The organism is Bacteroides sp. 90-K9/2 (assembly GCF_047310725.1).
In the GTDB taxonomy this organism is placed as follows: Bacteria; Bacteroidota; Bacteroidia; order Bacteroidales; family Bacteroidaceae; genus Bacteroides; species Bacteroides vicugnae.
The window spans coordinates 329,694-355,669 of the sequence record NZ_JBCGVL010000006.1 but is presented as its reverse complement, the minus strand read 5'-3'; the positions used below and the strand labels follow the sequence as shown (position 1 = coordinate 355,669).

Annotated in this window: 25 protein-coding genes and 1 tRNA gene; 9 read left to right on the top strand and 17 right to left on the bottom strand. The window is 42.9% G+C overall.

Going from position 1 to position 25,976, the window contains the following annotated elements:
- Positions 1–14: 14 nt before the first annotated feature.
- The 6 genes from AAHJ11_RS15865 (at position 15) to AAHJ11_RS15840 (ending at position 7,185) form a co-directional block, all read left to right on the top strand.
- Entirely contained in the window at positions 15–1,307 is a 1,293-nt protein-coding gene (locus tag AAHJ11_RS15865) for an ATP-binding protein (RefSeq protein ID WP_413579797.1), read from the top strand.
- A 20-nt stretch (positions 1,308–1,327) separates the two neighbouring features.
- Positions 1,328–2,734, top strand: a complete 1,407-nt coding sequence (locus AAHJ11_RS15860; RefSeq protein ID WP_413579795.1) for a DUF6043 family protein — start codon at positions 1,328–1,330, stop codon at positions 2,732–2,734.
- Positions 2,735–2,875: 141 nt separating this feature from the next.
- The gene (locus tag AAHJ11_RS15855; protein WP_373171670.1) at positions 2,876–3,181 is read left to right on the top strand and encodes a helix-turn-helix transcriptional regulator; all 306 of its coding nucleotides are present in this window, start codon (positions 2,876–2,878) and stop codon (positions 3,179–3,181) included.
- Between the two features lie 16 nt (positions 3,182–3,197).
- Entirely contained in the window at positions 3,198–4,391 is a 1,194-nt protein-coding gene (locus AAHJ11_RS15850) for a primase-helicase family protein (protein WP_413579793.1), read from the top strand.
- A 172-nt stretch (positions 4,392–4,563) separates the two neighbouring features.
- The gene (locus AAHJ11_RS15845) at positions 4,564–5,400 is read left to right on the top strand and encodes a toprim domain-containing protein (protein WP_413579792.1); all 837 of its coding nucleotides are present in this window, start codon (positions 4,564–4,566) and stop codon (positions 5,398–5,400) included.
- 255 nt (positions 5,401–5,655) lie between these two features.
- Complete coding sequence (locus AAHJ11_RS15840) at positions 5,656–7,185, top strand: mobilization protein (protein ID WP_413579790.1); 1,530 nt, start codon at positions 5,656–5,658, stop codon at positions 7,183–7,185.
- Between the two features lie 91 nt (positions 7,186–7,276).
- On the opposite strand, the gene AAHJ11_RS15835 is transcribed toward AAHJ11_RS15840, so the two are convergent.
- From AAHJ11_RS15835 to AAHJ11_RS15795, 9 genes are all read right to left on the bottom strand, one after another.
- Positions 7,277–7,966 (bottom strand): hypothetical protein, encoded by a 690-nt coding sequence (locus AAHJ11_RS15835; protein WP_413579788.1) that lies wholly within the window; start codon positions 7,964–7,966, stop codon positions 7,277–7,279.
- Positions 7,967–7,968: 2 nt separating this feature from the next.
- Entirely contained in the window at positions 7,969–9,453 is a 1,485-nt protein-coding gene (locus AAHJ11_RS15830; protein WP_413579785.1) for a hypothetical protein, read from the bottom strand.
- A gap of 1 nt (position 9,454) precedes the next feature.
- Positions 9,455–10,162, bottom strand: a complete 708-nt coding sequence (locus AAHJ11_RS15825; protein WP_413579784.1) for a DUF6939 family protein — start codon at positions 10,160–10,162, stop codon at positions 9,455–9,457.
- A complete protein-coding gene (locus AAHJ11_RS15820; RefSeq protein ID WP_413579782.1) occupies positions 10,159–11,358 on the bottom strand; it encodes a DarT ssDNA thymidine ADP-ribosyltransferase family protein in 1,200 nt (399 codons plus the stop codon). Before AAHJ11_RS15820 ends, AAHJ11_RS15825 begins: the two co-directional genes overlap by 4 nt.
- 580 nt (positions 11,359–11,938) lie before the next feature.
- Positions 11,939–12,012, bottom strand: a tRNA-Ile gene (locus AAHJ11_RS15815).
- 90 nt (positions 12,013–12,102) lie between these two features.
- Positions 12,103–12,414 carry a DUF4491 family protein gene (locus tag AAHJ11_RS15810; protein WP_148365852.1) on the bottom strand — a complete coding sequence of 104 codons (312 nt, stop codon included), beginning with the start codon at positions 12,412–12,414 and terminating at the stop codon, positions 12,103–12,105.
- Positions 12,415–12,419: 5 nt separating this feature from the next.
- Entirely contained in the window at positions 12,420–12,884 is a 465-nt protein-coding gene (locus tag AAHJ11_RS15805; RefSeq protein WP_004302580.1) for an Lrp/AsnC family transcriptional regulator, read from the bottom strand.
- 158 nt (positions 12,885–13,042) lie between these two features.
- On the bottom strand, positions 13,043–13,912 hold the full coding sequence (locus tag AAHJ11_RS15800; protein WP_009001118.1) for an FKBP-type peptidyl-prolyl cis-trans isomerase: 870 nt from the start codon (positions 13,910–13,912) through the stop codon (positions 13,043–13,045).
- Between the two features lie 20 nt (positions 13,913–13,932).
- On the bottom strand, positions 13,933–14,517 hold the full coding sequence (locus AAHJ11_RS15795; protein WP_008775241.1) for an FKBP-type peptidyl-prolyl cis-trans isomerase: 585 nt from the start codon (positions 14,515–14,517) through the stop codon (positions 13,933–13,935).
- Positions 14,518–14,991: 474 nt separating this feature from the next.
- On the opposite strand from AAHJ11_RS15795, the gene AAHJ11_RS15790 reads away from it, so the two are divergent.
- The gene (locus tag AAHJ11_RS15790; protein WP_413579809.1) at positions 14,992–15,690 is read left to right on the top strand and encodes an SIR2 family NAD-dependent protein deacylase; all 699 of its coding nucleotides are present in this window, start codon (positions 14,992–14,994) and stop codon (positions 15,688–15,690) included.
- A gap of 20 nt (positions 15,691–15,710) precedes the next feature.
- Here the strand turns inward: AAHJ11_RS15790 and AAHJ11_RS15785 are convergent, their stop codons facing one another.
- The 3 genes from AAHJ11_RS15785 to AAHJ11_RS15775 form a co-directional block, all read right to left on the bottom strand.
- Positions 15,711–15,935 (bottom strand): hypothetical protein, encoded by a 225-nt coding sequence (locus tag AAHJ11_RS15785; protein WP_004311131.1) that lies wholly within the window; start codon positions 15,933–15,935, stop codon positions 15,711–15,713.
- Between the two features lie 13 nt (positions 15,936–15,948).
- Positions 15,949–16,299, bottom strand: coding sequence for a helix-turn-helix domain-containing protein (locus AAHJ11_RS15780; RefSeq protein WP_004302575.1), 351 nt, complete (start codon positions 16,297–16,299; stop codon positions 15,949–15,951).
- A gap of 70 nt (positions 16,300–16,369) precedes the next feature.
- Positions 16,370–17,146 (bottom strand): class I SAM-dependent methyltransferase, encoded by a 777-nt coding sequence (locus AAHJ11_RS15775; protein ID WP_122135737.1) that lies wholly within the window; start codon positions 17,144–17,146, stop codon positions 16,370–16,372.
- 440 nt (positions 17,147–17,586) lie between these two features.
- Here AAHJ11_RS15775 and AAHJ11_RS15770 point away from each other — a divergent pair, with 440 nt between their 5' ends.
- Entirely contained in the window at positions 17,587–18,444 is an 858-nt protein-coding gene (locus AAHJ11_RS15770; RefSeq protein WP_074556639.1) for an SGNH/GDSL hydrolase family protein, read from the top strand.
- A 92-nt stretch (positions 18,445–18,536) separates the two neighbouring features.
- Positions 18,537–20,930 carry a glycosyl hydrolase 115 family protein gene (locus AAHJ11_RS15765; RefSeq protein ID WP_413579781.1) on the top strand — a complete coding sequence of 798 codons (2,394 nt, stop codon included), beginning with the start codon at positions 18,537–18,539 and terminating at the stop codon, positions 20,928–20,930.
- Here the strand turns inward: AAHJ11_RS15765 and AAHJ11_RS15760 are convergent.
- The 5 genes from AAHJ11_RS15760 to AAHJ11_RS15740 are packed head-to-tail and all read right to left on the bottom strand — an operon-like array spanning position 20,917 to position 25,908.
- Complete coding sequence (locus AAHJ11_RS15760) at positions 20,917–21,666, bottom strand: glycosyltransferase family 2 protein (RefSeq protein ID WP_148365688.1); 750 nt, start codon at positions 21,664–21,666, stop codon at positions 20,917–20,919. The genes AAHJ11_RS15765 and AAHJ11_RS15760 overlap by 14 nt on opposite strands.
- A complete protein-coding gene (locus AAHJ11_RS15755) occupies positions 21,659–22,924 on the bottom strand; it encodes a glycosyltransferase family 4 protein (RefSeq protein WP_148365686.1) in 1,266 nt (421 codons plus the stop codon). Before AAHJ11_RS15755 ends, AAHJ11_RS15760 begins: the two co-directional genes overlap by 8 nt.
- A 10-nt stretch (positions 22,925–22,934) precedes the next feature.
- The gene (locus AAHJ11_RS15750; protein ID WP_320978907.1) at positions 22,935–24,053 is read right to left on the bottom strand and encodes a glycosyltransferase family 4 protein; all 1,119 of its coding nucleotides are present in this window, start codon (positions 24,051–24,053) and stop codon (positions 22,935–22,937) included.
- Positions 24,026–25,048, bottom strand: coding sequence for a hemolysin activation protein (locus AAHJ11_RS15745; RefSeq protein WP_258978690.1), 1,023 nt, complete (start codon positions 25,046–25,048; stop codon positions 24,026–24,028). Before AAHJ11_RS15745 ends, AAHJ11_RS15750 begins: the two co-directional genes overlap by 28 nt.
- A complete protein-coding gene (locus AAHJ11_RS15740) occupies positions 25,045–25,908 on the bottom strand; it encodes a LicD family protein (RefSeq protein ID WP_320978908.1) in 864 nt (287 codons plus the stop codon). Before AAHJ11_RS15740 ends, AAHJ11_RS15745 begins: the two co-directional genes overlap by 4 nt.
- Positions 25,909–25,976: the final 68 nt, after the last annotated feature.

The window sequence follows — 25,976 nt, the reverse complement described above, 5'->3', positions numbered from 1 at the left end:
ATAAAGCAATCGTTATGAAATATTTATCAAGAGTAGCAGACAAAATGCTTCAAGAACGCTTGGAAACATTTGGAGCAGTGCTGATAGAAGGTCCGAAATGGACAGGTAAAACAACTACTGCAGAACAGCAAGCCAAAAGCGTAATTAAGCTACAAGACCCGGATAAAGCAGAAGAATATCTTACTACGGCAGCCACAAAGCCCTCTTTATTGTTGAAAGGAGAGCAGCCGAAGTTGATTGATGAATGGCAAGATGCCCCGATGATTTGGGACGCTGTACGTACAGCTGTCGATAATGCAGGAGGCAAGCCCGGACAATTTATCCTGACGGGAAGCAACACCGTAGACAAAACGAAGATTCGACATACGGGGACAGGGCGTATTACACGCATGAAGATTTACCCGATGAGTTTATGGGAATCTTTGGAGTCATCAGGAGAAGTCTCTATTCAGGAACTTTTCAACAACCCTGATTACGATATTGATGGTGCTTCAAGCAAATTAGATATTCCGGGTTTGATTCTGGCAGCCTGCCGGGGAGGTTGGCCTGCCACGTTGCAGATGTCTGCAAAAGCAAGTATGCTCATCGCCAAGGATTATGTAAATAGTGTCTGCGAGAATGATATTTCAGCAGTAGATAACAGACAGCGAAATCCCAAAATTGCTCGACAAATCATGAAGTCGTATGCTCGAAATATTAGTACACTAGCCAAGAAAAGCAATATCCTTGCAGATGTCACAGCATCGGAAGACATTAGTTTGTCCATGAATACCTTTGATGATTATATTGCAGCCTTGGAAAAATTGTTCGTTATCCAAGATATTGATGCGTGGTGTCCTGCTATCCGTAGCAAGACTGCTATCCGCAGTTCTTCCAAGCGTTGCTTCGTTGACCCATCTATTGCAGCGGCTGCTATGAATGTCAATGCTGAGGCTTTAGAGACTCAACTCAAGACATTTGGCTTCATCTTTGAGCAAATGTGTATAAGAGATTTGAAGATTTACACAGCAGATTTCAATAGCCATATTTCCTATTATAGAGACAGATATGGTCTGGAAGCGGATTTGGTGTTACATCTGGAAGATGGACGATATGCTCTCATTGAGTGTAAACTTGGTAGTAGCGAAATCGATGAAGGAGCTAAACACTTACTCGAACTCAAAAGGCTCATACAGGAGCACAACAAAACAGAAAAACAAGTACCTCTTCGGGAACCCGATTTGCTTATTGTTATGACAGGTGGAAGCATGGCTTACACTCGTCTTGATGGAGTGAAGGTCATTCCGTTGGCGTGTCTTAAGGATTAACCAATCAGCACATTATTTATATGGACGATGCTATAAAGGAACTTCACCATGATGACTATCCCTGTCAATCGAAAATGCAGGAATGGCTTGAGACGAATCGGGAAATCTATTCAGACTTTAAGGGCAAGATTCAATCAGTCTTAAAGAATCCGTTGTGTGATAACTACAATGAACTGATAGACGATGAAATGGCCACGCTCCAAAGCATAATCTTGGAGATTATGACCACAGAAGAAGAAAATGCCGATAAGATAATTGACAGATTTGCCAATGCCATAAAAGATGGAAATGTGTCCGCTTGTTGTCTGTATTGCTATTTGGAACTGGATAATGGGGTTGAGGAAATAGAAAATGCCATGACCAACTTTGAGCAATCTGAGGATGCAAAATATATCAAAGATGGTATTCATACCTATTTAGAGGACAAGAAACGTGAAACTCAGGAGGCGGTCAACAAGGAATTGAATTTACTGAGTTTGCGCCGCTGGCACTATGACCATCCCGAAGACTATCAAGAATTCACAAATCTTTTTACCAAAGCATACGAAGGTGACATGACTTTCGTTCTTAAAGGTATTACTTACTTGACTGAAATGCTATCACTCAATGGAATTAAAGGCATTGCAGAATTGCTTGAAAGTCTTTGTCCCGGAACAGAAAGCTACAATAAAGCCCAATTCGCAAGCAACCATCAGCAAGTCCATGAGAAACTGACAACCTTGTTCGATTCTACATTTAATCAAGAGGCTACGAAACAGAAGTTACTGCATAACAATCCTTTCATGTGCAGTGCGTTCTACTGGATGATATTTGATGATGGTTTTGTTAAGGTGGCAGATTTACTTTCTAAAACAATGATGGATGAGAACACCTCCGTTTGGATGAAAAGCTTTGGAGGACAATTCGTAAGGTCTTTAATGCTTACCAGCCTTGACAAAGCGGCTTATACCAAAGGCGCATGGAAGTCTATGGGTAAAAATGGTATGGCAAAAGTGCTCAGCTCCACCTTGCAAGAATCCAAAGGTCGCCGTGGACGCAAGCAAGCCTGTGTCCTGCTTGAAGAAATGCTTATACAACCTCATGCGGAACTTCTTGCCAATGAGATACAGATAATACTTACCGAATGGATGGAAACAAATGGTACAGATTCCGTTCTTGCCTATATCTTTGCTGCGTTGGCTAATGACGGCTTGCTTAATGACTCTTACAATTACCGAACTTTCCATACTGCCATTTTGGAGAAATTCCCGTCTCTTGGATTCAAATCGGGTTTTGATTGGGCAGAAGCCCTTTATAATGCTATTATCAATGAGCATGACTATAATTATAATTTGAGTTTGTCAGAAAGAGCCATTCAATCAGGAAAGGAACAAGCAAAATTGATGAGCATAAGACTACGCACTTTGCTTTCCCCTGATGTATATTGATTCCACCATAAACGCTTGATTAGTTAAAAAGAAACGCTATTCCGTTAAAAGCACCTCGGCAGAAATTGACACGATTTTTACCGAGGTACTTTCTTTGTGTTCCATAGTAATTTCGCAGCATAATCATTTAAACAACATATTATGCAAGGAAATTTTATCATGTTACAGAAGGATGACCTCAAGCAGGTTGTTTCCGAATTGGTGGAAGAGTTGGTAGGAAAGAAACCCCAATCCGATTTGACATCAGAAGAGAGTGACGAATACTATACGCGCGACCAAGTATGTGAACGTCTTCACATCACCTACACCACTTTGTGGCGTATGCAGAAAGAGGGCATTATCATCGTTCACAAGTTAGGTGGGCGTAACCTTTACTCAAAAAGGGAGATTGTTTCACTTGTGAAATCAAAAGTACAGGGTCACGGTTGTAGTGAATTGAACGTATAATCCCAAGAGAAACAATATGGAAGAATTATACATTCGGGTAGGTACCACCATATATAAGGTCGTGCAGCAGCCATTGGCCGATGGCACAACAGTCATTCGGCGAATACAATGGAGCTTTGGTACAATCCGGCAAGATTACGGCAAAGACAATATTCCTCCCATCACAAAGTATAATGGCTTTTGTACAGTGCCGAGCCATACTAACTACCAAAAGGAAATCGCTGGCTTTTACAATCTCTATGAACCAATCGACCACGTTCCGGCAGAAGGTGATTTCCCCGATATTGAGAAATTGCTGCATCACATCTTTGAGGAACAATACGAATTAGGAGTGGACTATATGCAATTACTTTATACGCTGCCTACACAGAAATTACCCATACTCCTATTGGTATCAGAGGAGCGCAACACAGGCAAGACCACATTCTTGAATTTCCTCAAAAGTATCTTTCAGGACAATGCCACCTTTAATACAAATGAAGATTTTAGAAGCCAGTTCAATGCAGACTGGGCTGGTAAACTTCTTATTGTGGTAGATGAAGTGCTACTGAGCCGCAGGGAAGATTCCGAAAGGTTGAAGAATCTCAGCACTGCCCAAACTTACAAAGTGGAAGCTAAAGGAAAAGACAGACAGGAGGTGAACTTCTTTGCCAAATTCGTACTCTGTTCCAATAATGAACTCTATCCCGTTATCATAGATCCGGGAGAAAATCGCTATTGGGTACGCAAAATCCGTCCACTCGAAAGCGATGACACTAATTTTTTATTGAAGCTCAAAGAGCAGATACCGGCATTTCTCTATCATTTACAGCATCGTCCTCTATCCACCATTAAGGAAGGACGTATGTGGTTCAATCCAGCTCTCATTAGGACTGAGGCTCTTGACCGCATCATTCAGTGTAACCGTAATCATACGGAGTTGGACATAGTGGAACTGATACGCGATATTATGGAAACGCAGCATGTGGACAAGTTCTCTTTTATTCCCCAAGATTTGATTCCTCTATTAACAATGAACGGGGTTAAGGTGGAGCAATGGCAAATACGAAAGGTGGTTAAAGATGTCTGGCGGCTTGTTCCGGCACACAATGCGCTTACCTATCTCACTTACCAGTGCGATTATGGCAAACCGGGACGAGTATCAGCTATCAGCAGGGTCGGGCGTTTCTATACGGTGACCAAAGATTTCATAGATTCTTTAGGAATGTAACCTTATGTTGAGTCGTTGAATTGTTGAGAACAACAAATTAATCTTTGATATTCAAACAAATACAATTCAACAGCATCTCAACAAAAAGCATAACTGGGCAAAAGAGAAAGCAGTTTTTCTTTTCACCAGCCATTTCTCTCAACAATTCAACATTTCAACAATTCAATCTCGTATGATGACTATACAAGAAGTAAAGACAATCCAAATATCCGACTTCCTCGCAGACAAAGGATATGAGCCTATAAATAAGAAAGGGTATAAGTGGTGGTACTTGTCTCCACTGCATACTGAGCAAACCGCTTCATTCAAAGTTGATTTGAACAAAAATTTATGGTACGATTTCGGATTGGGCAAGGGAGGCAACATCATTGATTTGGCTATGGCTCTGTTTCACACGCAAAACATTTCAGAAGTATTGCACAGAATGAACCATTCAATTATCATGCCAGCACCACCTGTCAAACTGGTAAGTTCCAGTGAGACGACTTCATTTAAGGATATTGAAGTAAAAGAACTGGCGCATCCTGCTCTACTGAATTACCTTTTGTCAAGAGGAGTTGACTCAGTTATGGCTAAAAGTCAGTGCTTGGAAATACACTACAAAAGTTGTGGCAAGAACTATTTTGCCATTGGATTCAGGAATGATGCTGGTGGTTACGAACTTCGCAATCCATACTTCAAAGGCTGTATAGCCCCAAAAGCAATAACCACCATAATAAATCACGAAACGAAGTGTCACGTATTTGAAGGGTTCATTGACTACCTTTCCTATCTCACTCTTTATGGCAAATGCGATGCAGTGGTGCTCAACTCCATCGTAAACATTCCACATGCCCTGTTCGTCCTTAATGGCTATTCAGATATATACTGCCATCTGGATAATGACAAAGCCGGACAGATGGGAACTCAACAGATGGTAACGGCATTGGGCGACAGGTGTACTGATGCGTCAAAGGAGTATGATGGATATAAAGACTTCAATGAATATTTAATGAGCAAACTAACATAAGGGAAAAAAGAATCTGCTCTGTGGTTAGTGACAGAGGCTTGGGTGCGTGGATGACAGGGCTTGCCCTGATATAGCCCACTATAACTACACGCTTCGCTTCCGTAGTTGTGGGCTCTCCCGAGGAGCTGGGCTTTACCCCGTCCCACTTAGGGCACTGCCCTAAGAACCCGGAGCAGGAAGTGCCCCTCTCCCTGCACCCTCCGATTAAGGCTATGCCCTAATAACCCATTGTGAAACCTGAATAAAAATAAATTTATGGCACAGAAGACATCCATCAACATCAAGCCCTGCAACATCGGCAGCAGCGAACCCCATAACAGGCGGACAGCAGAATACCTTGCCCGCATCCGCAAGGAAAAGTTCTACATACGCACTGACCTCATGCCGCAAAATGAAGCGTGGGTAGCACCCGACTTTGGCAACACATCGCTCAAGGAACGCTACAATCAGATAGCCGCAATGGTCAAGGAAAAGACAGGTCGGGCGATGCAGACCAAAGACCGTGAGCGAGTGAACAAGAAGACAGGAAAGGTGACCATTGTCCGTGGCAGCACTCCGCTTAAAGAGGGTGTGGTGGTAATAAAGGAAGATACCACAATGGAACAGTTGAAGCATTTTTGTGAGGTATGCAAGGGACGATGGGGCATCACACCATTGCAAGTGTTCATTCACCGTGACGAGGGGCATTACAGTAATCCCGAAGACATTGGCACTTGGAAGCCCAATCTTCACGCACATATCGTCTGGGACTGGATGAACCACGAAACAGGCAAATCCTACAAATTGGACGAGAAAGCCATGTGCGAAATGCAGACCGTTTTGGCTGAGTGTCTGGAGATGCAGAGGGGTATCTCAAAGAAACTGACAGGCAAGGAGCATTTGGAACGGAACGACTTCATCATCGCCAAACAGAAACAGGAAGCCGAACAGGTCAAAGCCGAAAAGGATGCCGCCCTTGCCGCCAAGGAGAAAGCCGAAGCCGATAGACAGTCCATTGAGGGCGAGAACAAGGCGAAAGAACAATACAGCCTTTCGCTTGATAATGAGATTGCTGACAAGGAAAGGCAGCTCAAAGACGAGCGCAAGGCTAAGATGGACAGCATACTGGATAGTGTCGGTAGCTTTGTCGGAGTCGGCAAATCTGCCACAGTTGAAAAGGAAAATGCCCAACTGAAAGCCGACATCGAGCGTATCAAGAAAGCCTTTCCCAATGCCGTAAAAAACAAGGTGGAAGAACTGACAAAGGCTCTGGTCGAAGCAAAACAGAGTGCCGAAGCCGAGCGAGACAGGGCTTTGGCGCAAAGTCGCTCATCAATCACAGAGAGGAACGAAGCTGTCAGGCAACTTCAAGAACACGAAGCGAATATGCAGCAGTACATTAGTCAGGCGGTTCTCACAGCCACGAAGAAGAAAGACAACACAATCCGCTTGTTGCAAGAGGCTTTGGAATCCGGTCGGAAAGTTCTGAATGCCATTGCCGATATTCTCTACCAAGCAAGCGAAGTGTTCAGACGAGCCATCAATGCGATTATCCATTTCGGAACGGAGCAGTACAAGTCATTGTTTGCCCCATCCGAAGCCGCAGACATCAAGAGCGTGATGCAGGAATATGGGAAAACAACCGAAATGCAAAAGGCTGTTGGCGACTGGCTGTGTGGCTATGCGGAACATAAGCAGCCCTTTGATGAAATCAAACATCGCCATACACTCAAAGAGGTAGGCGATGTGGCAGAGGGTAAGTATGACTGGAAGATTAAGAGAGAGCAAAGAAATCTCAGTAGATAATATCGCATATTACTATGAATAATCGACGCAACCCTCACAATGAAAGTTGCGCTGATTGTCATAGAATGCCTTCTGCTTATTGTGTACTGAGTCATAAGTTAAATTGGGTGGGTCTTGAAATCTTTGGAATAATCTGTATTATAAACCTCTTATTGTTTTCCTCAACTTTCATATCACGATTTATTCCATTAAAGCCACTGCCTGCAATAATAACCTCTGTATTATAGTTTCTGAAATTTAATCCTTTTGCTCTCCACCTTTGGTATAAAGCCAAGGCACGGCGATAACTCAATTTGTACATTTCAAGATTATCTGCATTATATGAATCTTCCCTTAATTGTTGCCATGGTATTGCCGCATTTCCTTCTATGACAAGCTGAAAATTAAGATTAGGATTCTTTTCATGCAACCGTTTTACGATTTCTTGCAACGAGTTTCCGACCCTATCTACAGTTTCAATATATTCAGGTTTTATCACATCATTATTAGGATTGAATATCTCTACACCGATAAAATCTTTGGCTACAAACATTTTCTTTTCTTCAACATACTTCAAATCCGAAGATTTGCTTAGTTCTTCAAACTGAGTTTCCAATTGAAGAATTTGTTGGAGTTGCTCATTGGAGGCATTCGCTTCTTTTAAGGCAGTATTTAACTGAGAGTTTGTCATTTTCATCTTACAAATACACACAACAAACAAAACCAACATGATGAAGAACAAACTTGTCATCAAATCAGAATAACTGAGCCAAAATGAATCCTTATGCTTTTCCCTTGCCATAGCTATTTCTTGATTTCGTTAAGGGCTTTGGTCATAGAATCTATGGCTTTCAGCATTGATTTGTGTAAATCAATTGACTCTATCTGAGCGTCTTTGTAATCTTTGCGGAGATTTAAAATTTCGCCCTTCAAATCCTTATAGCATTCTGCTTGAACTTGTGTATATTGCACCATCGTACCAAGCACTTCATGAAACTTGTCAAATGTATCAAAGAAGTCCTTATTATTCGCGATGAAGTTTTGTATATATTCTGTTGATGCAGCAAGCTGTGTGGACAGGCTTTCAGAAACATTCTTTCCCTCTGATATAAGCATATCAAATTCTTTTCTCCAGACATCTCTTGCCTCTCCCCCCGTAGGGAAATGAGTCGTGATAGCTTCTTGAAACTCTCTCTGGAGTTCCGCTGTCTTGTTTTGATTGCTGACCACAACGGAAAGACCAGCAGCAAACTCATTAAAGTTACTGATTAACGTCTGAATTTGATTAACCACTCCAGATACATTTGAAATGGTTGAATTAAGTTGCTCTTGGTAGGTGCGGAATACATTGAACGAGTCAGAAGAATCTTTCAACTGCATAAATGTTTCCGCTATTTTATTTGCTGTCTGTGTCAAACTCAGTTTGTTTATCTCCGACAAAACAAGATGTTGTTTTTCGAGGTTGTCATTTAGCAACTCGGCAGAATCCGCATAGGCATCGAGATTACGCCCGAATTTATCTACAAAATGACCAAGAACCCCTTTCAACGAGTTTAAGCTTGAAGCCATGCTATTTGAAAGTAAAGGCATCAGTTCCCTTCTTAAAAAATTGATGTACTCTTCCGTACCTTCATTGGATTTAGATATGGCATTCTTGTATGATATGGCACTATTATAGACCGTGAATCCCAAACCCAACAAACTTGCGAACATTGCAGCGACCACACCATACAACAGATGCTGTAATCCTTTCAAGTCACTTGCAGGACCAAAAATCTGACTAAAATCGACACCAATTAGTCCTGTTATGATACCCACAAAAGTACCCGCCAAGCCTAAATACAAAGGCACATTTAGACTGTTATGAATTTCATCTTCCAATGCGCCTTTTTGGTTATCACTAATATCTCTAAGGACACTTAGGTCGGCACTCGTCCCTGTATTTTTGCATAGGTATTCATTGGTTCTATGGATAATAACACCCAACCGCCCTTTAGGCATTCCTCCTTTTTGAAATACTATTAGCGATAAATTGGTAGAATCCTCATCGAATCCTTCTTCATCTTCGGTTCTTGAAGGAATGTTTGCTAAAAACTTCTGCAAGGAGAATTTATCTCGTAAAATATCAGAAGTTATGGATGTTTCTTTCAATGAAAGGTTATCTACATCCTTGAATAAGTCCCGCAACTCAACAATTCTTTTCTTTGTTTTTAAGAAATTGGAAACTTGTAATGCAATGACTACTAAAACGACAGCCACAGCAACAATCAAACCGATATACTCTTGCATATTATTCCTTTGTATTTAATTCGTCAAACATATTGCCAATTTGTGTATTCTTTTTTTTCTTGGCATTTTTTCTTAACTCTTTTTTTATCCCTTTCTCCTTGATTCTTTTCGCTTCTATTTCCTCTTCGTTCATAGGGGTGTAACCTTCTATTCCCTTGGGATAATTTCCTTCAATGTATAGTTTTACCAATCCGGCATGAGACAGAGGCTTTGAAACATCCCGAAAATTCGTGTTGGTATTATAGTCCAACAAGACTATATCCCGTATTTTATTTCGTTCTTTTATCCTTTCCACGACATGGTGGACTTCCGGCACATTATCTAGTACCCATTTGTATGTAGGCAAATAAATCAGCATCCTTGCCTCAAAATAGCCCAACAACTCTTTGCCGTAGGCACCTTTACGATGCCCTTTGGGGATGCCAAACTTTCTTACTGTCCGTTTCAAGTTTTGCATTGTATCATTCTTGAATGTAGAAAAATCCACATCCGCACTTTCAAACACTTTCAACCCTTGCCATACTGCCTCCACGCAAGTAGCCTTTAGCCCATCCGTAAAAGGAATAGGGATATTTCCGTGAGGATAGAACGGACTTAAAATTTGGGCATACCTTGTTTCTGAATTGGAGGTAATATCCAAGATGTCGGCATCGGGATACTCTTCCTTTATTCGTTCTATCTTTCTTTTTCTGTTTTCTACATATATCATATATTTTCAATGTATTTTAGTGGAACAAATGTCTTTACCATAACTTCCGCCTGATGCGGTTTGAAGTCCTCATCGTTTCTTGAAATATAATGCCTTTTTGTAGCTGCAAAATTTACCCTTTTCAAATCTTCCAAGCTACCTCCATGTGTATGAAGTTTGTCAGCCGCATTGATGTCAGAGAACAATGTTTCTTTCAATAATGCGACATCTATCTTGATACGCAAGACTATTATATCGCTACCCGATTGTTGCAAGCGATAGGCCATGGGGTGGTCATCGCAAAAACTCAAACGCACATAATCCTGCAACCCGTATTTCTTGTCTAATTCTCTTGAATCGTAGTCCCCGCCTTGACATGGGATGTTTATATTATTGTTCTTGCAATAATACCATGAGAACAGACCGCCATGTCTCTTTATTGAGGGAATATTTCTTGTGTCCGTGAAATGATATAAATAACTAATGCCGTTACTGACAAGCACTTGATAAAAATCGTTCCAATTTTCTTTTCTTTCAGTTGATAATTTTTCCAGCCGCTGCCTTTCGGCTTGCTCTGCCTGTTCCTTTTTTAGAGCCTCTGCAGCATGTTTGTCCGCTTCTGCTTGGCGTTTTTCACGAAGTTCTTCTGCCTGACGTTCCTGCTCTCTTTTGATTCGTTCCTGCCCCTCTTTTCTCTTGCGTGCCTCTTCCTCTTTACGTCTTTGCTCCTCCGCCAATCGGGCAATCCGTTTTTGTTCCAACGTATCTTCCAACTTCGTCAAAGCATCTTGCGCTTGAGTGTATCGTTGTCTTATGGCAGCATCTTTTATCCTTACCATTTTATCACGCAGGGAAAGCAGAGATTGTTTAGCCTCTATGGCTTTGCCTTGTGCAATACGTTTCTCGGCTTCTCCCAGCAAAGTTGAAATTTTCTCTTTCAAGAGTTTCAACTCATGCGCTTCTCTTTTTAGTCTCTCGTCTTTCAGCGACTTTAAAGTAGGTAACTCTTCCCATTTTCTTGAATGGAAAATTTTCGATATTTGACGAACACTTTTGGGTTGAATCTTTATGGAATACCAATCAGTAGAGGATTGCGTTAAACCTTCCTTTTCGTTCTTCGCAGTCTTCTCTCTTTCATCAAGTCTGTCGTATGTAGAATTAGGCACAGAAACACCTTCTTCGTCTTTCTGCTCTGGCGAAGGAGTATTCATTTGCATTCCCAATATTTTTTTCAGCCACTCAAACATAAACGTCTTCCATTTTGCTGATTACAAAAAAAGCGCAGACAATCGCCATACGCTTCACGGTTCACCACAAACCACAACTAAATATGGGATGTCTGCGCCCGTATAGGTGCAGTCCCAATATTAGTTGTTGCTCTTTTACTTGCGGTGGTGATTGTGAAGCTATCGAGCAATATGTCTTTGGACGGGTCACCCCAATCCGAATACAAAAGTATAAAATTTCATTGATAAACAGGAGAAAATACTTAAAATAAAGCTCCTATATATCAACTTTATAACAATTAATCTCTAATTTAGCCTACTAATGGGATTATTCTCCGTTTTCAACGGCTTACAAACATACTTAGTGGAAAATACTATTTCAATTGGAAATGTGCATCACGTTCTCTTATATAAAGTTCGCAATGAAATAAAAATCTATAAAAAAACTATGCAATTCCATGAAATTTCAAAAGGTCACCACTACATAGTTTCTCTTCAAAAAGGTCACCTGAAGGTCACCAACAAAAGAAAAAGCACCTACAAAATCTTTGTAAGTGCTTGATTATTAAAGTGGACCAGCCTGGGCTTGAACCAGGGACCTCCAGATTATGAGTCTGTTGCTCTAACCAACTGAGCTACAAGTCCGGTGTATCCTTTGTTGGATGCGGTGACAAAAGTAGTATTTTCCCTCGAATTATGCAAATCCTTTTGATAAAAAACTACGATACTTTATTTTTAGAACTTATATTTGCGCTTCGGGTTCTTGGGGAACCATCCTTTTTGTACCCGTTCTTCCTGTTCGAAAACCTCTTTAATCGTCCAGAAGGAAGAAAACGCAAACACGCCAAGCAAAGAAGATAAAATCACATTATCGATGCTTAATGAGGCGACCACACCGGCTATGCCGAGTATCAGGAATATCCACCAGCATTTTGTACCCCAATAGTATTCGGCCTTTACCACGACGGGGTGAAAAAGGCCGATAATCAAAAAGGTACATATTCCGATGAATAACCCTGCGAGGTGATATTCATTTAGAAACTCCATCACAATTATTTTTCAACGCGGATGGGGATTTCTTTCTTGATACTCTGTTCCAGAGAAATCAATGTCTCGGTAGCTACCACACCCGGTATTTCTTGCATTTTGTTATTCAGCAAATCCATCAGATGTTCGTTGTCGCATGCATAAAGCTTTGTCAGCATTGTGTACGGGCCTGTAGTGAAATGACATTCCACAATTTCGGGAATCTTTTGTAGTTCCGCTACGACAGATTTGTACATGGATCCTTTTTCCAGTTTGATACCCACGTAGGTACAAGTTCTGTATCCCAGCGATTTCGGGTTAACGTGGTAACCAGAGCCTACAATGACACCTAGGTCAATCAGTCTTTGCACACGCTGATGAATAGCTGCGCGTGACACTCCACATTCGGCTGCTACGTCTTTAAAAGGGATGCGGGCATTCTGGGAGATAATCTCTAAGATCTGCCTGTCGAGGTTGTCTATTCTTTCCATAATAATAAATTGTAAATTCCTGTTGTTATCAAATAGTAAGCAAATATAGAGATTTATTTTAATTATTCTTCTTTTCCGAGAAAAAAAATAGGAAAAAGCAAAAAAAGAGGCGCAAATGTTTTGCGCCTCTTTCCTTTTTCTATTTAGAAAGAACTTCCTTATTTTTCGATGCTTACCAGTTCAACTTCGAAAATCAAAGTAGAGAACGGTTTAATCTGGTTGCCGGATTCTCTTGCACCGTAAGCAAGGTCTTGAGGGATGTAAAGTTCCCATTTGGAACCTACAGGCATCATAGTCAATGCTTCTGTCCAACCTTTGATTACTTGGTTAGCACGGAAAGTAGCCGGTTCGTTACGTTTGTAAGAGCTGTCGAATTCTGTTCCGTCGATCAAAGTACCTTTGTAGTTTACTTTCACTTTGCAAGTGTCAGCAGGAATTTCACCCTTACCTTCAGTGATTACTTTGTATTGCAGACCGCTCGGAGTTGTTTTTACACCATCTTTAGTCTTGTTCTCAGCAAGGAATTTTTCGTTTTCAGCTTTGTAGTCAGCATATTTTTCTGCCAAAGCTTTTGCTTTGATAGTTTCCATAGCTGTACGAGTGTATTCTTGAGCTGCTTCCATGGTCATTACGCCGCCTTTTTCCAAAGTACCTGCGATGAAACCTGCCAGGAAGTTTTCTTTGCTGATAGTTTTAGTAGAGTCAGTGCCAAATAATTCCTGGTTGATACCTTTCATCATCTGGTTGCTGATTTGCTGACCGATTTGCAGACCTGCCATGTAAGCGATGTCTTTTTTGCTAGTCTTGTTTGCGCCTTCGTTCAAACCTTTGATGAAATCTGCCATGTAGGTAGTATCAACGTCCAGACGACCTGTCAGATAGCCTTTCAGACCTTGAGTCTGAGCCATACCGATAGAATAAGACAGTGAGTCGATGTCTGATTTCAGATTTGCTTTAGGAGCTTGAGCTGTACAAGAAGCAAGGCTTGCAGCAGCGGCGATTGCCATAAAAATACTAACTTTTTTCATTTTGCTTTGAAATTTTTTATTTATAATACTTCGAGTAATTCTACTTCAAAAATGAGTGTGCTATGAGGAGGGATCATTTCCCCGGCACCTCTTGCGCCATAGCCGAGTTCTGACGGAATATACAGTTTCCATTTAGAACCTTCCGGCATCAGCTGCAACGCTTCCACCCATCCCGGGATTACTTGGTTGACACCGAATACAGCCGGTTCTCCGCGTTGGATAGAACTGTCGAACAGCGTACCGTCGATCAATGTTCCTTCATAGTGGCATCTTACCTGGTCGGTAGCTTTCGGCTTTTTGCCTGTACCTTCTTTGATAATTTCATATTGTAGTCCGCTGGGAAGAACAACTACCCCCGGTCCTTTTTTGTTTTCTTCGAGGAAAGCCTGTCCTTGCTCGATAGCAACGGCACCCATTTTAGCTTCCAGTTCTTCGAAATACTTGTTTACTATTTCGCGGGCTTCATTGTGGCTGATAGCCGTCTGATTGCCTTCCAATACGTCTTTGATTGCTTGTGCGAAATCATCTACCGCAAGGTTTCCGATTCCCATACTTGATAAGTTTTGACCAATTCCGAGGCCAATAGCGTAACTGAATTTATCCATATAATGTTTTTTGTTGGCGATTGAAATGCATCACCATCATGGTTTTAGCTTTCAATCAATTGCAAATTTATGAATCGCAAAAGTACGTGTTTTATTTGAATGATTTAGCATTTGCTATTTAAAAATTCTTATATCTGTGAAAGTTAATCGCTTTTCTTTTAAGAATTAGTCCTTTTATTCGTAGGATTTAATCGGCTTATTCTTATTATTTAGGTTGGTTTATGTAGATAATTAATCGTCTGACAGTTGTTGAACTTGCGTCTGACAATTGTTGTTTTTTCGTCTGACAACTGTCAGACGAAAGAATAACAGTAGTCAGACGAATAGTTGTTGCCATAAATAATGCTAACTATCTGTATCTTTCATCTTAAAGTTCTGCATAAACCGGATTATATTAAGCGTAAGAAAGTGTTCTTTTATTCGATGATTCTGATTACATTTGTGTGGCTATTAAAAAAAGAAGGAGGAATAGTAATGAAGAATCTGGTAGTTTTGACGGGTGCGGGTATGAGTGCCGAGAGTGGGATTAGTACATTTCGCGATGCAGGCGGTTTGTGGGATAAATATCCTGTAGAGCAGGTGGCTACTCCTGAAGGTTATCAGCGTGACCCGGCTTTGGTGATTAATTTCTATAATGAACGTCGGAAACAGTTGTTGGAAGTAAAGCCGAACCGTGGACATGAATTGTTGGCAGAACTGGAGAAAAACTTCCATGTAACGGTGGTGACACAGAATATCGATAACTTGCACGAACGTGCCGGGAGCAGCCACATCATTCATCTGCATGGCGAACTGACGAAGGTGTGTTCCAGTAGAGATCCTCATAATCCCCATTACATAAAAGAACTGAAACCGGAAGAATATGAAGTGAAGATGGGAGACAAGGCCGGCGACGGCACTCAATTGCGACCTTTTATCGTATGGTTTGGAGAAGCTGTGCCGGAAATTGAAATAGCCATCCAATATGTGGAGAAAGCGGATATTTTCGTTATTATCGGTACGTCGCTTAATGTATATCCTGCAGCGGGGTTGCTTCATTATGTACCGAGAGGAGCAGAGGTGTATCTGATTGATCCGAAACCGGTAGATACGCATACTTCCCGTTCGATACATGTAATTCAGAAGGGAGCTTCTGAAGGAGTGGCTGAATTGAAACAATTGTTGGGAGTTTGAGAGGTTTTCTCTTCCCGGTTTTATTCCAGTTCGGTGGCAAAAATATGATTGTTCCGGAGTACTTCCGATATTTCGAGTGCAGAGATATCCCTGCACTCGATTCTTAATATTTTCTCCCAGTCCTCAAAGTCCACATTCCATTTGTCTATTTGGGGGAACTCTGCCAAAAGCTCTCCTATGCGCTTGATGTCACGCCTTTGGGTGATAGAAGTTCGAAAAATCAGAATCTTATTTTCTTTTTCCATATTCTTTAGAGTTTTATTTTAATGAACGGAACTCCCGGATCGTCATACTGAAATGTAACCTGAAATTGCGACTTAAAAGTGAAAGGCTGCTAAAGCCGCAAAGGCGGGCGATTTCGGTGGCGGAAAGTTCCTTGTTTCGTTTTAATAATAGGGCTGCTTTTTCAATCCGGGTGCGTTTGATATAATCCGTAGGCGTTTCGCCCGTCAGGATTGTAAATACGCGATGGAAGTGGAAAGGAGAAAAGCAGGCGATACCTGCCATTTTCTGTAATGATAACGGCTGGTCTATGTGATTGTGAATATAGTCGGTCACTTTATTGATCCGTAACTGATATTCCTGTTTATTGATATCTTTCGTCTCCATGTTTTCTGCAAAGTAAAGGATAATAAATGCCGGAGAGTTGTCCTATCTTGCTAACTTCTCCGGCAGATAATCAATCTCTTTTTTGTCCTATATAGAATACGTAGCCGTAGTATTCCTTATACTTATTATATAGGCTCTCTTCATACCGTTGCCCGGTGATGAGGTCTGCGGCTGCGTCATTTCCTGCATATTCCTTTAAGAAAGCTTCCTGAACCGGGAATTGGGGAGCATAGAAATGCTCGGTCCAGCAATTTTCCGGTAAAATGAAATGGGCTGTCGGGATATATCCTGCTTTTTCCATTTGCATTATCTTTCTTGGGATCGTATCGATTTCCGGGTAATTGGCCATCCAGAAGTCTTCTATTTCGGAGGGACGTTCCGGGGTGAACCACGAGGCTTCCGTTACAGCGATAAATCCGTTCTTTTTCAGGAATTTGTTCCATTCGTTCATGCCGCGTTCGAATCCTATATTGTAGATAGCGCCTTCGGACCAGATCAGATCGAGCTCTTCCTCTTGAAACGGCAGAGCGTCCATGGAGCCGACGATACCCTTTACTCTGTCTTCACAATGGGCTTCTATTGCATTTTTGTTGAATAGCTCGATAAAGTCGGGGAAAAGGTCGATACCTGTAATTTGTCCTTTCGTATAGTTGGCTAATGCCATTGTCTGACCGCCCGTGCCACAGCCAATGTCGGCTATTCGTGCCTTGTCGGACAGTTCGTTGATGAAGCTTACGGCTTTTTGTGTGACTTCAGGACTTCCGGGACCTTGACGTTTTAATGCCTTGAAGTAATTACATATCAGTGTAAAATCGAATTCGTGGATTGATTTAAAATCGTTACTCATTGTTTTAATGTTTTAGTTGTACGGCGAATGGAGGCATATAATGATGCTTGCAACCATTTGACCATACAAATAGTTTGAAAATTTAGATATAGAAAATAACTCTGACAAGAGTATGTCAGAAAACATAAGGGATAATCTGTAATGAGAGGAGGTTTACAGATTATTTACAGAACGGAATCCTTATGGAATGAAAATGAGTTAAACATCCAATTTTTCTTTTAGTTTGTGGCAAAGATAGGGTTTTAGCTGTAAAACTCAATGATAACTTGATTGAAAAAAGACTGTATACCTGCATTTTAGCAAGAATAGTCAAATAGGAATATGTTTATATATCCGGTTGTATGGATGAGATTGATCGCCCAAATTGATTGAAACTACATTTTTTTGAGTTATTTTTGTCGAATATTGAATACAAATCTCTCATTTAATGTATGATACCGATGAAAAGCAAATTATTACTCACATGTACCATCCTGTTTTTCTGTTCCTCTTTTCTGTGCGGACAGAATCAATCTTCTAAAGTGGCAAACTCTGTTGAAACGAATAATGGATGCATCCGGCACCCGTGGCAAGGAAAAAGAGTGGGATATTTGGGAGACTCTATTACAGATCCCAACTGTTATGGCGACAAGATCAAGAAATACTGGGATTTTCTGCAGGAATGGCTGGGAATTACTCCTTATGTATATGGTATCAGTGGCAGGCAATGGAATGATGTGCCCCGGCAAGCCGAGCTGTTGAAGAAAGAACACGGCGGAGAAGTAGATGCTATCGTGATTTTGATGGGTACGAATGATTTTAATGACGGTGTACCTATTGGAGAATGGTTTACGGAAACAGAAGAACAAGTGATGGCAGCCCGTGGACAAACCCAAAAGCTGGAAACCCGTAAGAAACGCACTCCTATAATGGATGGAAGCACGTATAAGGGACGTATCAACATAGGAATCAATAGACTGAAACAACTCTTCCCGGACAAGCAGATTGTGTTGCTGACCCCGTTGCACCGCTCATTGGCCAATTTTGGAGAAACGAACGTGCAACCGGATGAAAACTACCAGAACAGTTGTGGCGAATATGTGGATGCCTACGTGCAGGCTGTTAAAGAAGCCGGCAATGTGTGGGGAGTCCCCGTGATTGATTTTAATGCGGTAACCGGATTGAATCCGATGGTGGAAGAACAACTGATTTATTTCTATGATGCGGGATATGACCGTTTGCATCCCAGCACGAAAGGACAGATACGCATGGCACGAACGCTGATGTATCAGTTGCTGGCGTTGCCTGTTACATTTTAAATAGGCCGGACAGAATTCTATGAAATTGTACACTATTCTATAGTACATTTTCTGCAAACCTGTAATTTTGTCTTCTATAAATAATAGAACCTATGAGACATAAACTTCTGTTTTCTTTTTTCATCTTTTTGATCGTTGCTTTACCGATTCGTAGTAAGGATTTTGTTTTGACTTCCGGTCAAACAGTTGTCATCGCTTGCAGCCCTTCTGAAGAACTGGTTGTACGAACTGCATTGGAAATGCTGGGGCGTGATATTCAGACAGTATTGTCGTCGACTACCCAAGCGAATGAGAAAACAGGTGAAATTGTGATAGGAACGGTGGGACAGAGTGAGCTTATCGGCCGGATCGGCGTAGATGTTTCTACGTTAAAAGGCAAGAAGCAGGCTTTTCTATTATCTGTTTCTCCGGAGGGTAAATTGGTAGTAGCCGGCAGTGACAAACATGGAACGGCTTATGGAATACTCGAAATATCCCGCTTGCTGGGTGTCTCTCCCTGGGAATGGTGGGCGGACGTGACTCCGGAAAAGAAGAAACTTTTTAAATTACCTTCCAAATTCCAAAGCCTTCAGGCTCCTTCAGTGGAATATCGTGGTATCTTTATTAATGATGAAGATTGGGGCTTGATGCCGTGGAGTAACCGGACTTATGAACCTTCAAAAGTGAAAGGGGAAATCGGTCCGCGTACCAATGAGCGTATCTTCGAACTGCTGCTTCGTCTGCGTGCCAATACCTATTGGCCTGCAATGCACGAATGTACACTTCCTTTCTTCCTGACCGAAGGCAACCGGGAAGCTGCCAAGAAATATGGAATCTTCATCGGTGCTTCCCACTGCGAACCGATGGCTTGCAATGCTGCCGGTGAGTGGAAACGAAGAGGGGAAGGGGCTTATGATTATGTGAATAATGCTCCGGCTGTTTATAAATTCTGGGAAAACCGTGTAAAAGAAGTGGCAGATCAGGAAATACTCTATACGCTGGGTATGCGTGGTGTACATGATGGCAAGATGCAAGGAGCGAAGACGGTGGAAGAACAGAAGGCGGTAATAGACCGTGTGTTTGCAGATCAACGCGGGTTGATTGAAAAATACGTAGATAAAGATGTAACTAAAGTACCGCAGGTTTTTATCCCTTATAAAGAAGTACTCGACATTTATCATGCCGGATTACAGGTGCCTGATGATGTAACATTGATGTGGTGTGACGATAACTATGGCTATATCCGCCATTTTCCTACAGCCGAAGAATGTGCACGTAAAGGAGGGAATGGAGTCTATTATCATGTTTCTTATTGGGGACGTCCGCACGACCATCTCTGGTTGGGTACGATGAGCCCGTATCTGATCTTCCAGCAAATGAAACTGGCTTACGATCAAGGCATACAGAAGATGTGGATACTGAACGTCGGAGATATCAAGCCTGCCGAGTATCAGATAGAGTTGTTTATGGATATGGCCTGGAATATAGAAGCTGTGGCCTCGGAAGGAGTGACCTCTCATTTGAAACACTGGCTGGAACGGGAATTGGGAGTTTCGTGTGCAAAGGCGGTATTGCCTGTGATGCAGGAACACTATCGTCTGGCCTATATTCGTAAACCTGAATTTATGGGAAATACGAGGGAAGAGGAGAAAGATCCTGTTTATCGTGTTGTCAAAGATCTCCCATGGAGTGAAAAAGAAATCAACGAACGTTTGCAGGCTTATGATAAATTGTCGGAGGCAGTGGAACGGGCAGCTTCGAAAATCCCATCCGGCAGACAAAGTGCCTATTTTGAATTGGTGAAATACCCGGTGCAAGCTGCTACACAGATGAACTGGAAATTGCTATATGCACAACTAGCCCGCCACGGAAAAGCGGATTGGGAGAAAAGTGATCTTGCCTATGACAGCATTGTAGTATTGACAAAACAGTATAACTCACTGGAAGATGGAAAGTGGAATCGCATGATGGATTTCCAACCCCGAAAACTTCCTGTATTCAATCGCGTGGAAAGAAAAACGGCTACTTCTCCGATGATGAAAGAGCGTGTAGCCATCTATAAATGGAACGGATTGGATGGGAAGAATATCCCGAATGGTAAGAATACATTGAATGTACGGAAAGGAACTTCTGCAATTTGTGAGGGTCTGGGATATGAAAGCAAAGCGGCAGGCATTGACAAGGGAGATGCACTGATGTTCTCTTTTGACAACTGGAAAACAGACTCGGTAGAGGTTGACATCCGCTTGTTGCCTAATCATCCTGTGAGGGGAGAACAATTACGTTTCTCGGTATCGTTGGACAATGCTGTGCCTGAAGTGATTTCTTATGAAACGAAAGGGCGAAGTGAAGAGTGGAAAGAGAATGTGCTGCGCAATCAAGCCATCCGAACGGTTCGGCTTCCGATATCCGGAAAGAAATCCCACCAATTAGTGATTAAGGCATTGGACGAAGGGGTGATATTAGACCAGGTGATGCTTTATATGCCTTCGCCTACTGGTGAGTAACTGCACGGATTACGAACCATGCATGATGCGCCACGGTTCCAATCAGCCCGTAGTGCTTTGCCATGATCCTAAATCTTTCTTTGAGGGATGCTTTCTGATTCCGGGTAGTCATTCCCTCCTCCAGATAGTCGATGATTGTCAGGTGAGTATTGTGCAAAGTACGTGCTTTCTTCATGATGCGGATGCACCAGTCGAAATCTGCAGAAAAGCGATATTGCAGATTATATGGCTCTACAAGCGTGTGGCGGGGGAAGAATGCCTGGTGGCAGACTAACATTCCCTGTTTGAAACTTTTCCAGGTGAGCGTTTCAGGGGCGGACAATCTGCGCATCCGCAGGAAATGCCTGTCCTTGTCTACGATAGCGGTTTCCCCGTAAAGTATATCAGGTAGTTCGTTGCCGTTAATGGTGTGCACCATTTGTTGCAGAGTGTCGTCTTCATGAAAACAGTCGCCTGCATTCAGGAAACAGAGATAATCACCGCTGGCAAGGGCGATTCCTTTGTTCATGGCGTCATACAGTCCTTTGTCGGGTTCACTGACGACGGTGTGTATGTGTGAGCGGTAGCGGTTGATAATAGAGAGGGTTCCATCCTTGGAAGCTCCATCCACGATAATATATTCTATATGATGATAGGTTTGTGCGATAACACTTTGAATTGTGTCTTCCAATACCTTTTCAGCATTGTACGTTACCGTAATGATAGAGAACTTAGGAGTAGGATGGACACTATGCATATTTCCCCGTTATTTTATTGTAGACATCTGTGTATTTCTTTGCAACGATGCTCTCCGAATAATTACCCAGCACTTTGCGGCAGGCCTGTGCGGAGAGTTCGTTATATCCCGGTTCCGTCAATATCCAATGTATGCCGTTGGCAAAATCTTCCGAAGATTTGTATTGTGCCACATAGCCGTTGTGCAGATGATCGATCATTTCGGGGATACCTCCCACATTAAAACCGACACAGGGCACTCCGCAGGCCATTGCTTCCATAATCATATTGGGAAGATTCTCTTCCAAAGACGGGATGGCGAAAAGGTCTACGGCATTGTAGATATTCACCACTTCATGCTCATTCTTGATATAAGGGAGCGGGTATACATGGAAAGGAAGTTGTTCCTGCAATTGCTGCGATTGGTTGCCGAATACGACTACACCCAATGAGTCTTTCCATTCCGGATGTTTTTCTGCCAACAGTTTGCAGGCTTCGATTAAATAGTCGACTCCTTTGCGTTTGTCGGTGATCTTTAGCGAACCAAACAGAATCAGTTTCTTACCTTCCGGCAGCATGAACTTGGCACGCGCTTCCTTCTTGTTCATAGGTTTAAACAGGTTGGTGTTGATGGCGTTCGGTATATTGGTGACGCTTTTTCCTTCGAACAATGCACTGGTCTGGGCTTGTTTCTTCAGCCAATGGCTGCACGTGACGAAATGAATGGGAGCGTAGCTGTATAACTTCTGTTTTTTGTGGAACGTGCGATAGGATAAATCTTTTCGTCCCCCGCCTTTGTAGATGTACGGACAGTCATGACATTCCTGCTGATAGTTGTTGCACTCCCGCGCGTAATGGCAGATGCCGGTGCATGGCCACATATCATGCATGGTCCAGACTACGGGTTTGCCGGAGGTCAGTATCTTTTGTATATCGTTCAGTGAGAGCATTCCCTGGTTGATCCAATGCAGATGGATCACGTCGGCCTGGCGGAATTCCGGGAGTGAGGTGATGTCTGTACCTGTGTTGGCGATATCTACGTCGAACAAATGGTAACGCCGGAAACGGTTGGCGCTCCAGATCACGATACGTTCCCACATGAACTTCCACACTTGCAGCCAGTTGCTTTTCAAACGGACGACGCTGATCTGGTCGGTCTGCTTGTCGCGCACCAGCATTTTGGCTTTGATACCGTTGTTTTTCAGTGATTCCAACAATCGGCTTGCTGCGATGGCTGCTCCTCCTATTCGTTCAGATGTATTTATAATCAGGACTCTCATGGGCAAAAGTTTATGCAAATGTACGGTTTTTAGAGGAAATGTTTGATATTTCCAGCAAGCTTTCTGCTATTTCGCGTGAAAAGATTTCGAGGTTGAAACGTTCTTCCGCCAGTTTGCGGGCATTCTCTCCCATGCGCCGTGCCTCTTCGGGGTGGTCGGCGATGTAGCGGATAGCGTCTATCCAGCCTTGTACGTCGTTATATTCTACGGTGATGCCTATTCTTTCCTTGTCGATGTCTATTTCGAAGTTGGGGTTACGCGAACAGATGACGGGGATGCCGAGGGCGAATGCTTCCACGAGCGTGGTCAGTCCTACGGTATAGGGGAAGTCCAGACAGCAGATCACGATGCAACTTTTGCGTGCCACCAGTTTTCCCAGTTCGTAGGGAATCACTCCGTCGGTATAATGGATGTGAATGGAGTCGGGCAATGCATACGGGTCGATGATCTTTTTATAGTTGATGTTACCGCATGAGACGGCAATGTACAAATCCAGTTTCTCGTTCGTTGCGGCAAATGCCTGGAGCAAAGTGTCTACGTCCCGGTTTTCTTTGCCGGTGGAGATAAATCCTTCGGGCTTCCGGTCGGGCATTTCTGCAAGCAGGTGGTCGTAGAAAGGAAGATCCGGTCCCCAATGGATGAGTTTCAGTTTGTGGGACGGGGCTTTCCGGGTTTTCTGCGAGTCCTGAATCAGTTTCCGGCTGAACAGGAACATTTGGTCTATGCCTTTGTAGAAAAGGCGGGAGATTTGTTCGCGCCACGGTTTGGGATTGGTCACGACTGCCGTATGATGCCAGATCACGATAGGTTTGCGATACAGTCCCAGGGCACGGAGGAAGATGACGGGTTCTATGCCCCGAAAAGAGGTGGCGTAGAGGACGTCGTATTTCTCCTTGCAGAAGAGAATTTCTTTGGTGGCGTAAAGCATGAGTTTCAGACGACCGGAGAAATAGTTGCATTTGTGCATCACGGAGTGTATTCCGTAATTCTCCAGTAAAGGAAGTCCGTATAGGATATGTCCGGGGAATTTGTATTCTTTCCATTCCTCGTAGCTTTCCCGCGTGAGGCGGGTATGGTAAAAATAAATAGTAAGCAACTTATTTAGTGGTGCTTGTTTCTTTTCAGCCATTTGTTGATTCGGTTTTTGACAGCTTTCGTAATGAGGGAGAAATTACCGTATTTCAGGTTGAGGAACAGTTCTTCGAACGAACGTCCGATCTTGATCCACGGATGATCCCAGCCCATGATGCGGTAAACGCTCTCTTTGTAGGCAACGTTTTCGATGACGTAGCGGGGATGTTTCAGTGGAAAGTCCACCTCATAGCGCTTCATCGTGAAGATGCGGCGGTAACCTTTGGGCAGGGTATGAATCGAGCCGGCGAAGTGGGTGGAATCTGCCGTTGCTCCGAGGTTGTTGATCATGTTGCGGGTAGGCACGATGCTTAGTCCGGAGTTGAACAGTATGGAGGCGTGGAAGATTGTTTCATAAAAGGCTTTCTGCTGTTCCCGGTGACGCTGGCACATGTAGATAAAGTCGCTCCGGAATTTGCGTTCTTTGATAAGCTGTTCCAGTTGTTGCATGTTGAAGGAATCGTCCAGGAAGCTGTAGAACTCATCCCATTGGTCGACTACCCGTTTCCAGCTTGCCCATCCCCAGATAGAGAAGGTGGTGGTAAAGAAATAGTCGTAGGGCATGTCTTGGGTGATTTCTTCGGGGTTAAATCCGGCAATCATGCTGATGCGGGTGTCATGTTCGTATTTATCCAGCATCTCCTTGCAGAATTGGAAAAAGGAGACGGCGGGCACATCGTCGTCTTCCAATACGATGCACTTGTCGACTTTCGAAAAGGCCCATTTCTGCGAAATGTATTCCGAAGGGTCGCAGCCGAAATTCTTTTCCTGATAAAGCCGTTCTACTTCACATTCCCAGTCTATCTGTGATACGATTTCACGGCAGGCTTCTATTCCGGGCAGGTCACGTTCGTTTCGTGCTCCGTCCTGATAGAGGAAGAGTCGGGACGGACGCGCTTTCTTCACTTGCTCGAACACTTGCGACAACTGTTGCGGGCGGTTGAAGAACAGGATAAGTACCGGGACGTCTACTAAAGCGGATTTCATATTCATAGTTCTTGTTTTGGGGTTGTACTGAATGACAGAGCGGCAGGATAGTGGTTGTTCACTTTTTCCTGCTCTTCTTCTGTAAATCGATGCAGGGTTGGATAGTTATAACGCAAAAATCCTTCCAGATCATCGGGAGCGGTCACTGTGAGAGGCCCGAATTTCACCGGTTGCAGGTGGCGGATGCTTTCTACAGTTACGTGGTCGGCAGTGGCCATTACGTTGTTATAGTAACGGGTGTTTCGTGAGTTGAAACAGCTTTGAACTGACACCAGCATGCGGTAGATTGCTTTTTTAGAGAAAAGCAGGTCGACTACCCTGTTCAGGAAACAGGAGAAGGCTCCCCGGTTCGTGGGGTTCTCTATTTCACATGTACCGAAGTGTTTCCACATCCATATCTCTTTTCCCATCAGGCAGCATTTGAGGAAGCCGAGTGCTTCGGATTGTATTCTTCGCAGCAGCTTGTTGTCGGGAATTTTGTCGAATGGGAATATATCGACAAAAATGCCCGGATGCATCGGGACATTCTTGAACATTTCTTCTACAAAAAGGGTGTTGTTCTTTTTGACTTTGGCAAAATAATACGGGGTATGAGGGTCTGTTTCTATCCATGAAAGGAAGTAGGAAGGACCTAGTTCTCCGGGAGCTACTTTCAGAAATTTGTTGTAGTTCTCCCGCGTCATGCCTATGTCAATATCATCATCCCAGGGGAGAATCGCTTGGTCGTAGAGTGCACCGATGGCCGTGCCGCCAATCACAAAATAGGGAATGTTGTGCTTCTGACACACCCGGATGGTTTCTCCCAATATGTCGTAGAGTTCGGCATGTAATAAATCAAGCTCTTCGGCTGTATATTTCTTGTTCATCGGAAATGGTTAATGCACGTTGTGCTACAAAAGTAGTAATTATATTGCTAAGTTACTATAACTTTGAG

Coding starts and splice junctions, on each gene's coding strand:
- AAHJ11_RS15760 (WP_148365688.1), bottom strand. CDS start 21,666: ATGCATAGTGTCCATCCTACTCCTAAGTTCTCTATCATTACGGTAACG.
- AAHJ11_RS15860 (WP_413579795.1), top strand. CDS start 1,328: ATGGACGATGCTATAAAGGAACTTCACCATGATGACTATCCCTGTCAA.
- AAHJ11_RS15855 (WP_373171670.1), top strand. CDS start 2,876: ATGCAAGGAAATTTTATCATGTTACAGAAGGATGACCTCAAGCAGGTT.
- AAHJ11_RS15825 (WP_413579784.1), bottom strand. CDS start 10,162: ATGATATATGTAGAAAACAGAAAAAGAAAGATAGAACGAATAAAGGAA.
- AAHJ11_RS15790 (WP_413579809.1), top strand. CDS start 14,992: ATGAAGAATCTGGTAGTTTTGACGGGTGCGGGTATGAGTGCCGAGAGT.
- AAHJ11_RS15805 (WP_004302580.1), bottom strand. CDS start 12,884: ATGGAAAGAATAGACAACCTCGACAGGCAGATCTTAGAGATTATCTCC.
- AAHJ11_RS15840 (WP_413579790.1), top strand. CDS start 5,656: ATGGCACAGAAGACATCCATCAACATCAAGCCCTGCAACATCGGCAGC.
- AAHJ11_RS15835 (WP_413579788.1), bottom strand. CDS start 7,966: ATGGCAAGGGAAAAGCATAAGGATTCATTTTGGCTCAGTTATTCTGAT.
- AAHJ11_RS15865 (WP_413579797.1), top strand. CDS start 15: ATGAAATATTTATCAAGAGTAGCAGACAAAATGCTTCAAGAACGCTTG.
- AAHJ11_RS15800 (WP_009001118.1), bottom strand. CDS start 13,912: ATGAAAAAAGTTAGTATTTTTATGGCAATCGCCGCTGCTGCAAGCCTT.
- AAHJ11_RS15750 (WP_320978907.1), bottom strand. CDS start 24,053: ATGGCTGAAAAGAAACAAGCACCACTAAATAAGTTGCTTACTATTTAT.
- AAHJ11_RS15785 (WP_004311131.1), bottom strand. CDS start 15,935: ATGGAAAAAGAAAATAAGATTCTGATTTTTCGAACTTCTATCACCCAA.
- AAHJ11_RS15755 (WP_148365686.1), bottom strand. CDS start 22,924: ATGAGAGTCCTGATTATAAATACATCTGAACGAATAGGAGGAGCAGCC.
- AAHJ11_RS15845 (WP_413579792.1), top strand. CDS start 4,564: ATGATGACTATACAAGAAGTAAAGACAATCCAAATATCCGACTTCCTC.
- AAHJ11_RS15775 (WP_122135737.1), bottom strand. CDS start 17,146: ATGAGTAACGATTTTAAATCAATCCACGAATTCGATTTTACACTGATA.
- AAHJ11_RS15795 (WP_008775241.1), bottom strand. CDS start 14,517: ATGGATAAATTCAGTTACGCTATTGGCCTCGGAATTGGTCAAAACTTA.
- AAHJ11_RS15820 (WP_413579782.1), bottom strand. CDS start 11,358: ATGCAAATGAATACTCCTTCGCCAGAGCAGAAAGACGAAGAAGGTGTT.
- AAHJ11_RS15810 (WP_148365852.1), bottom strand. CDS start 12,414: ATGGAGTTTCTAAATGAATATCACCTCGCAGGGTTATTCATCGGAATA.
- AAHJ11_RS15765 (WP_413579781.1), top strand. CDS start 18,537: ATGAGACATAAACTTCTGTTTTCTTTTTTCATCTTTTTGATCGTTGCT.
- AAHJ11_RS15830 (WP_413579785.1), bottom strand. CDS start 9,453: ATGCAAGAGTATATCGGTTTGATTGTTGCTGTGGCTGTCGTTTTAGTA.
- AAHJ11_RS15780 (WP_004302575.1), bottom strand. CDS start 16,299: ATGGAGACGAAAGATATCAATAAACAGGAATATCAGTTACGGATCAAT.
- AAHJ11_RS15745 (WP_258978690.1), bottom strand. CDS start 25,048: ATGAATATGAAATCCGCTTTAGTAGACGTCCCGGTACTTATCCTGTTC.
- AAHJ11_RS15770 (WP_074556639.1), top strand. CDS start 17,587: ATGAAAAGCAAATTATTACTCACATGTACCATCCTGTTTTTCTGTTCC.
- AAHJ11_RS15740 (WP_320978908.1), bottom strand. CDS start 25,908: ATGAACAAGAAATATACAGCCGAAGAGCTTGATTTATTACATGCCGAA.
- AAHJ11_RS15850 (WP_413579793.1), top strand. CDS start 3,198: ATGGAAGAATTATACATTCGGGTAGGTACCACCATATATAAGGTCGTG.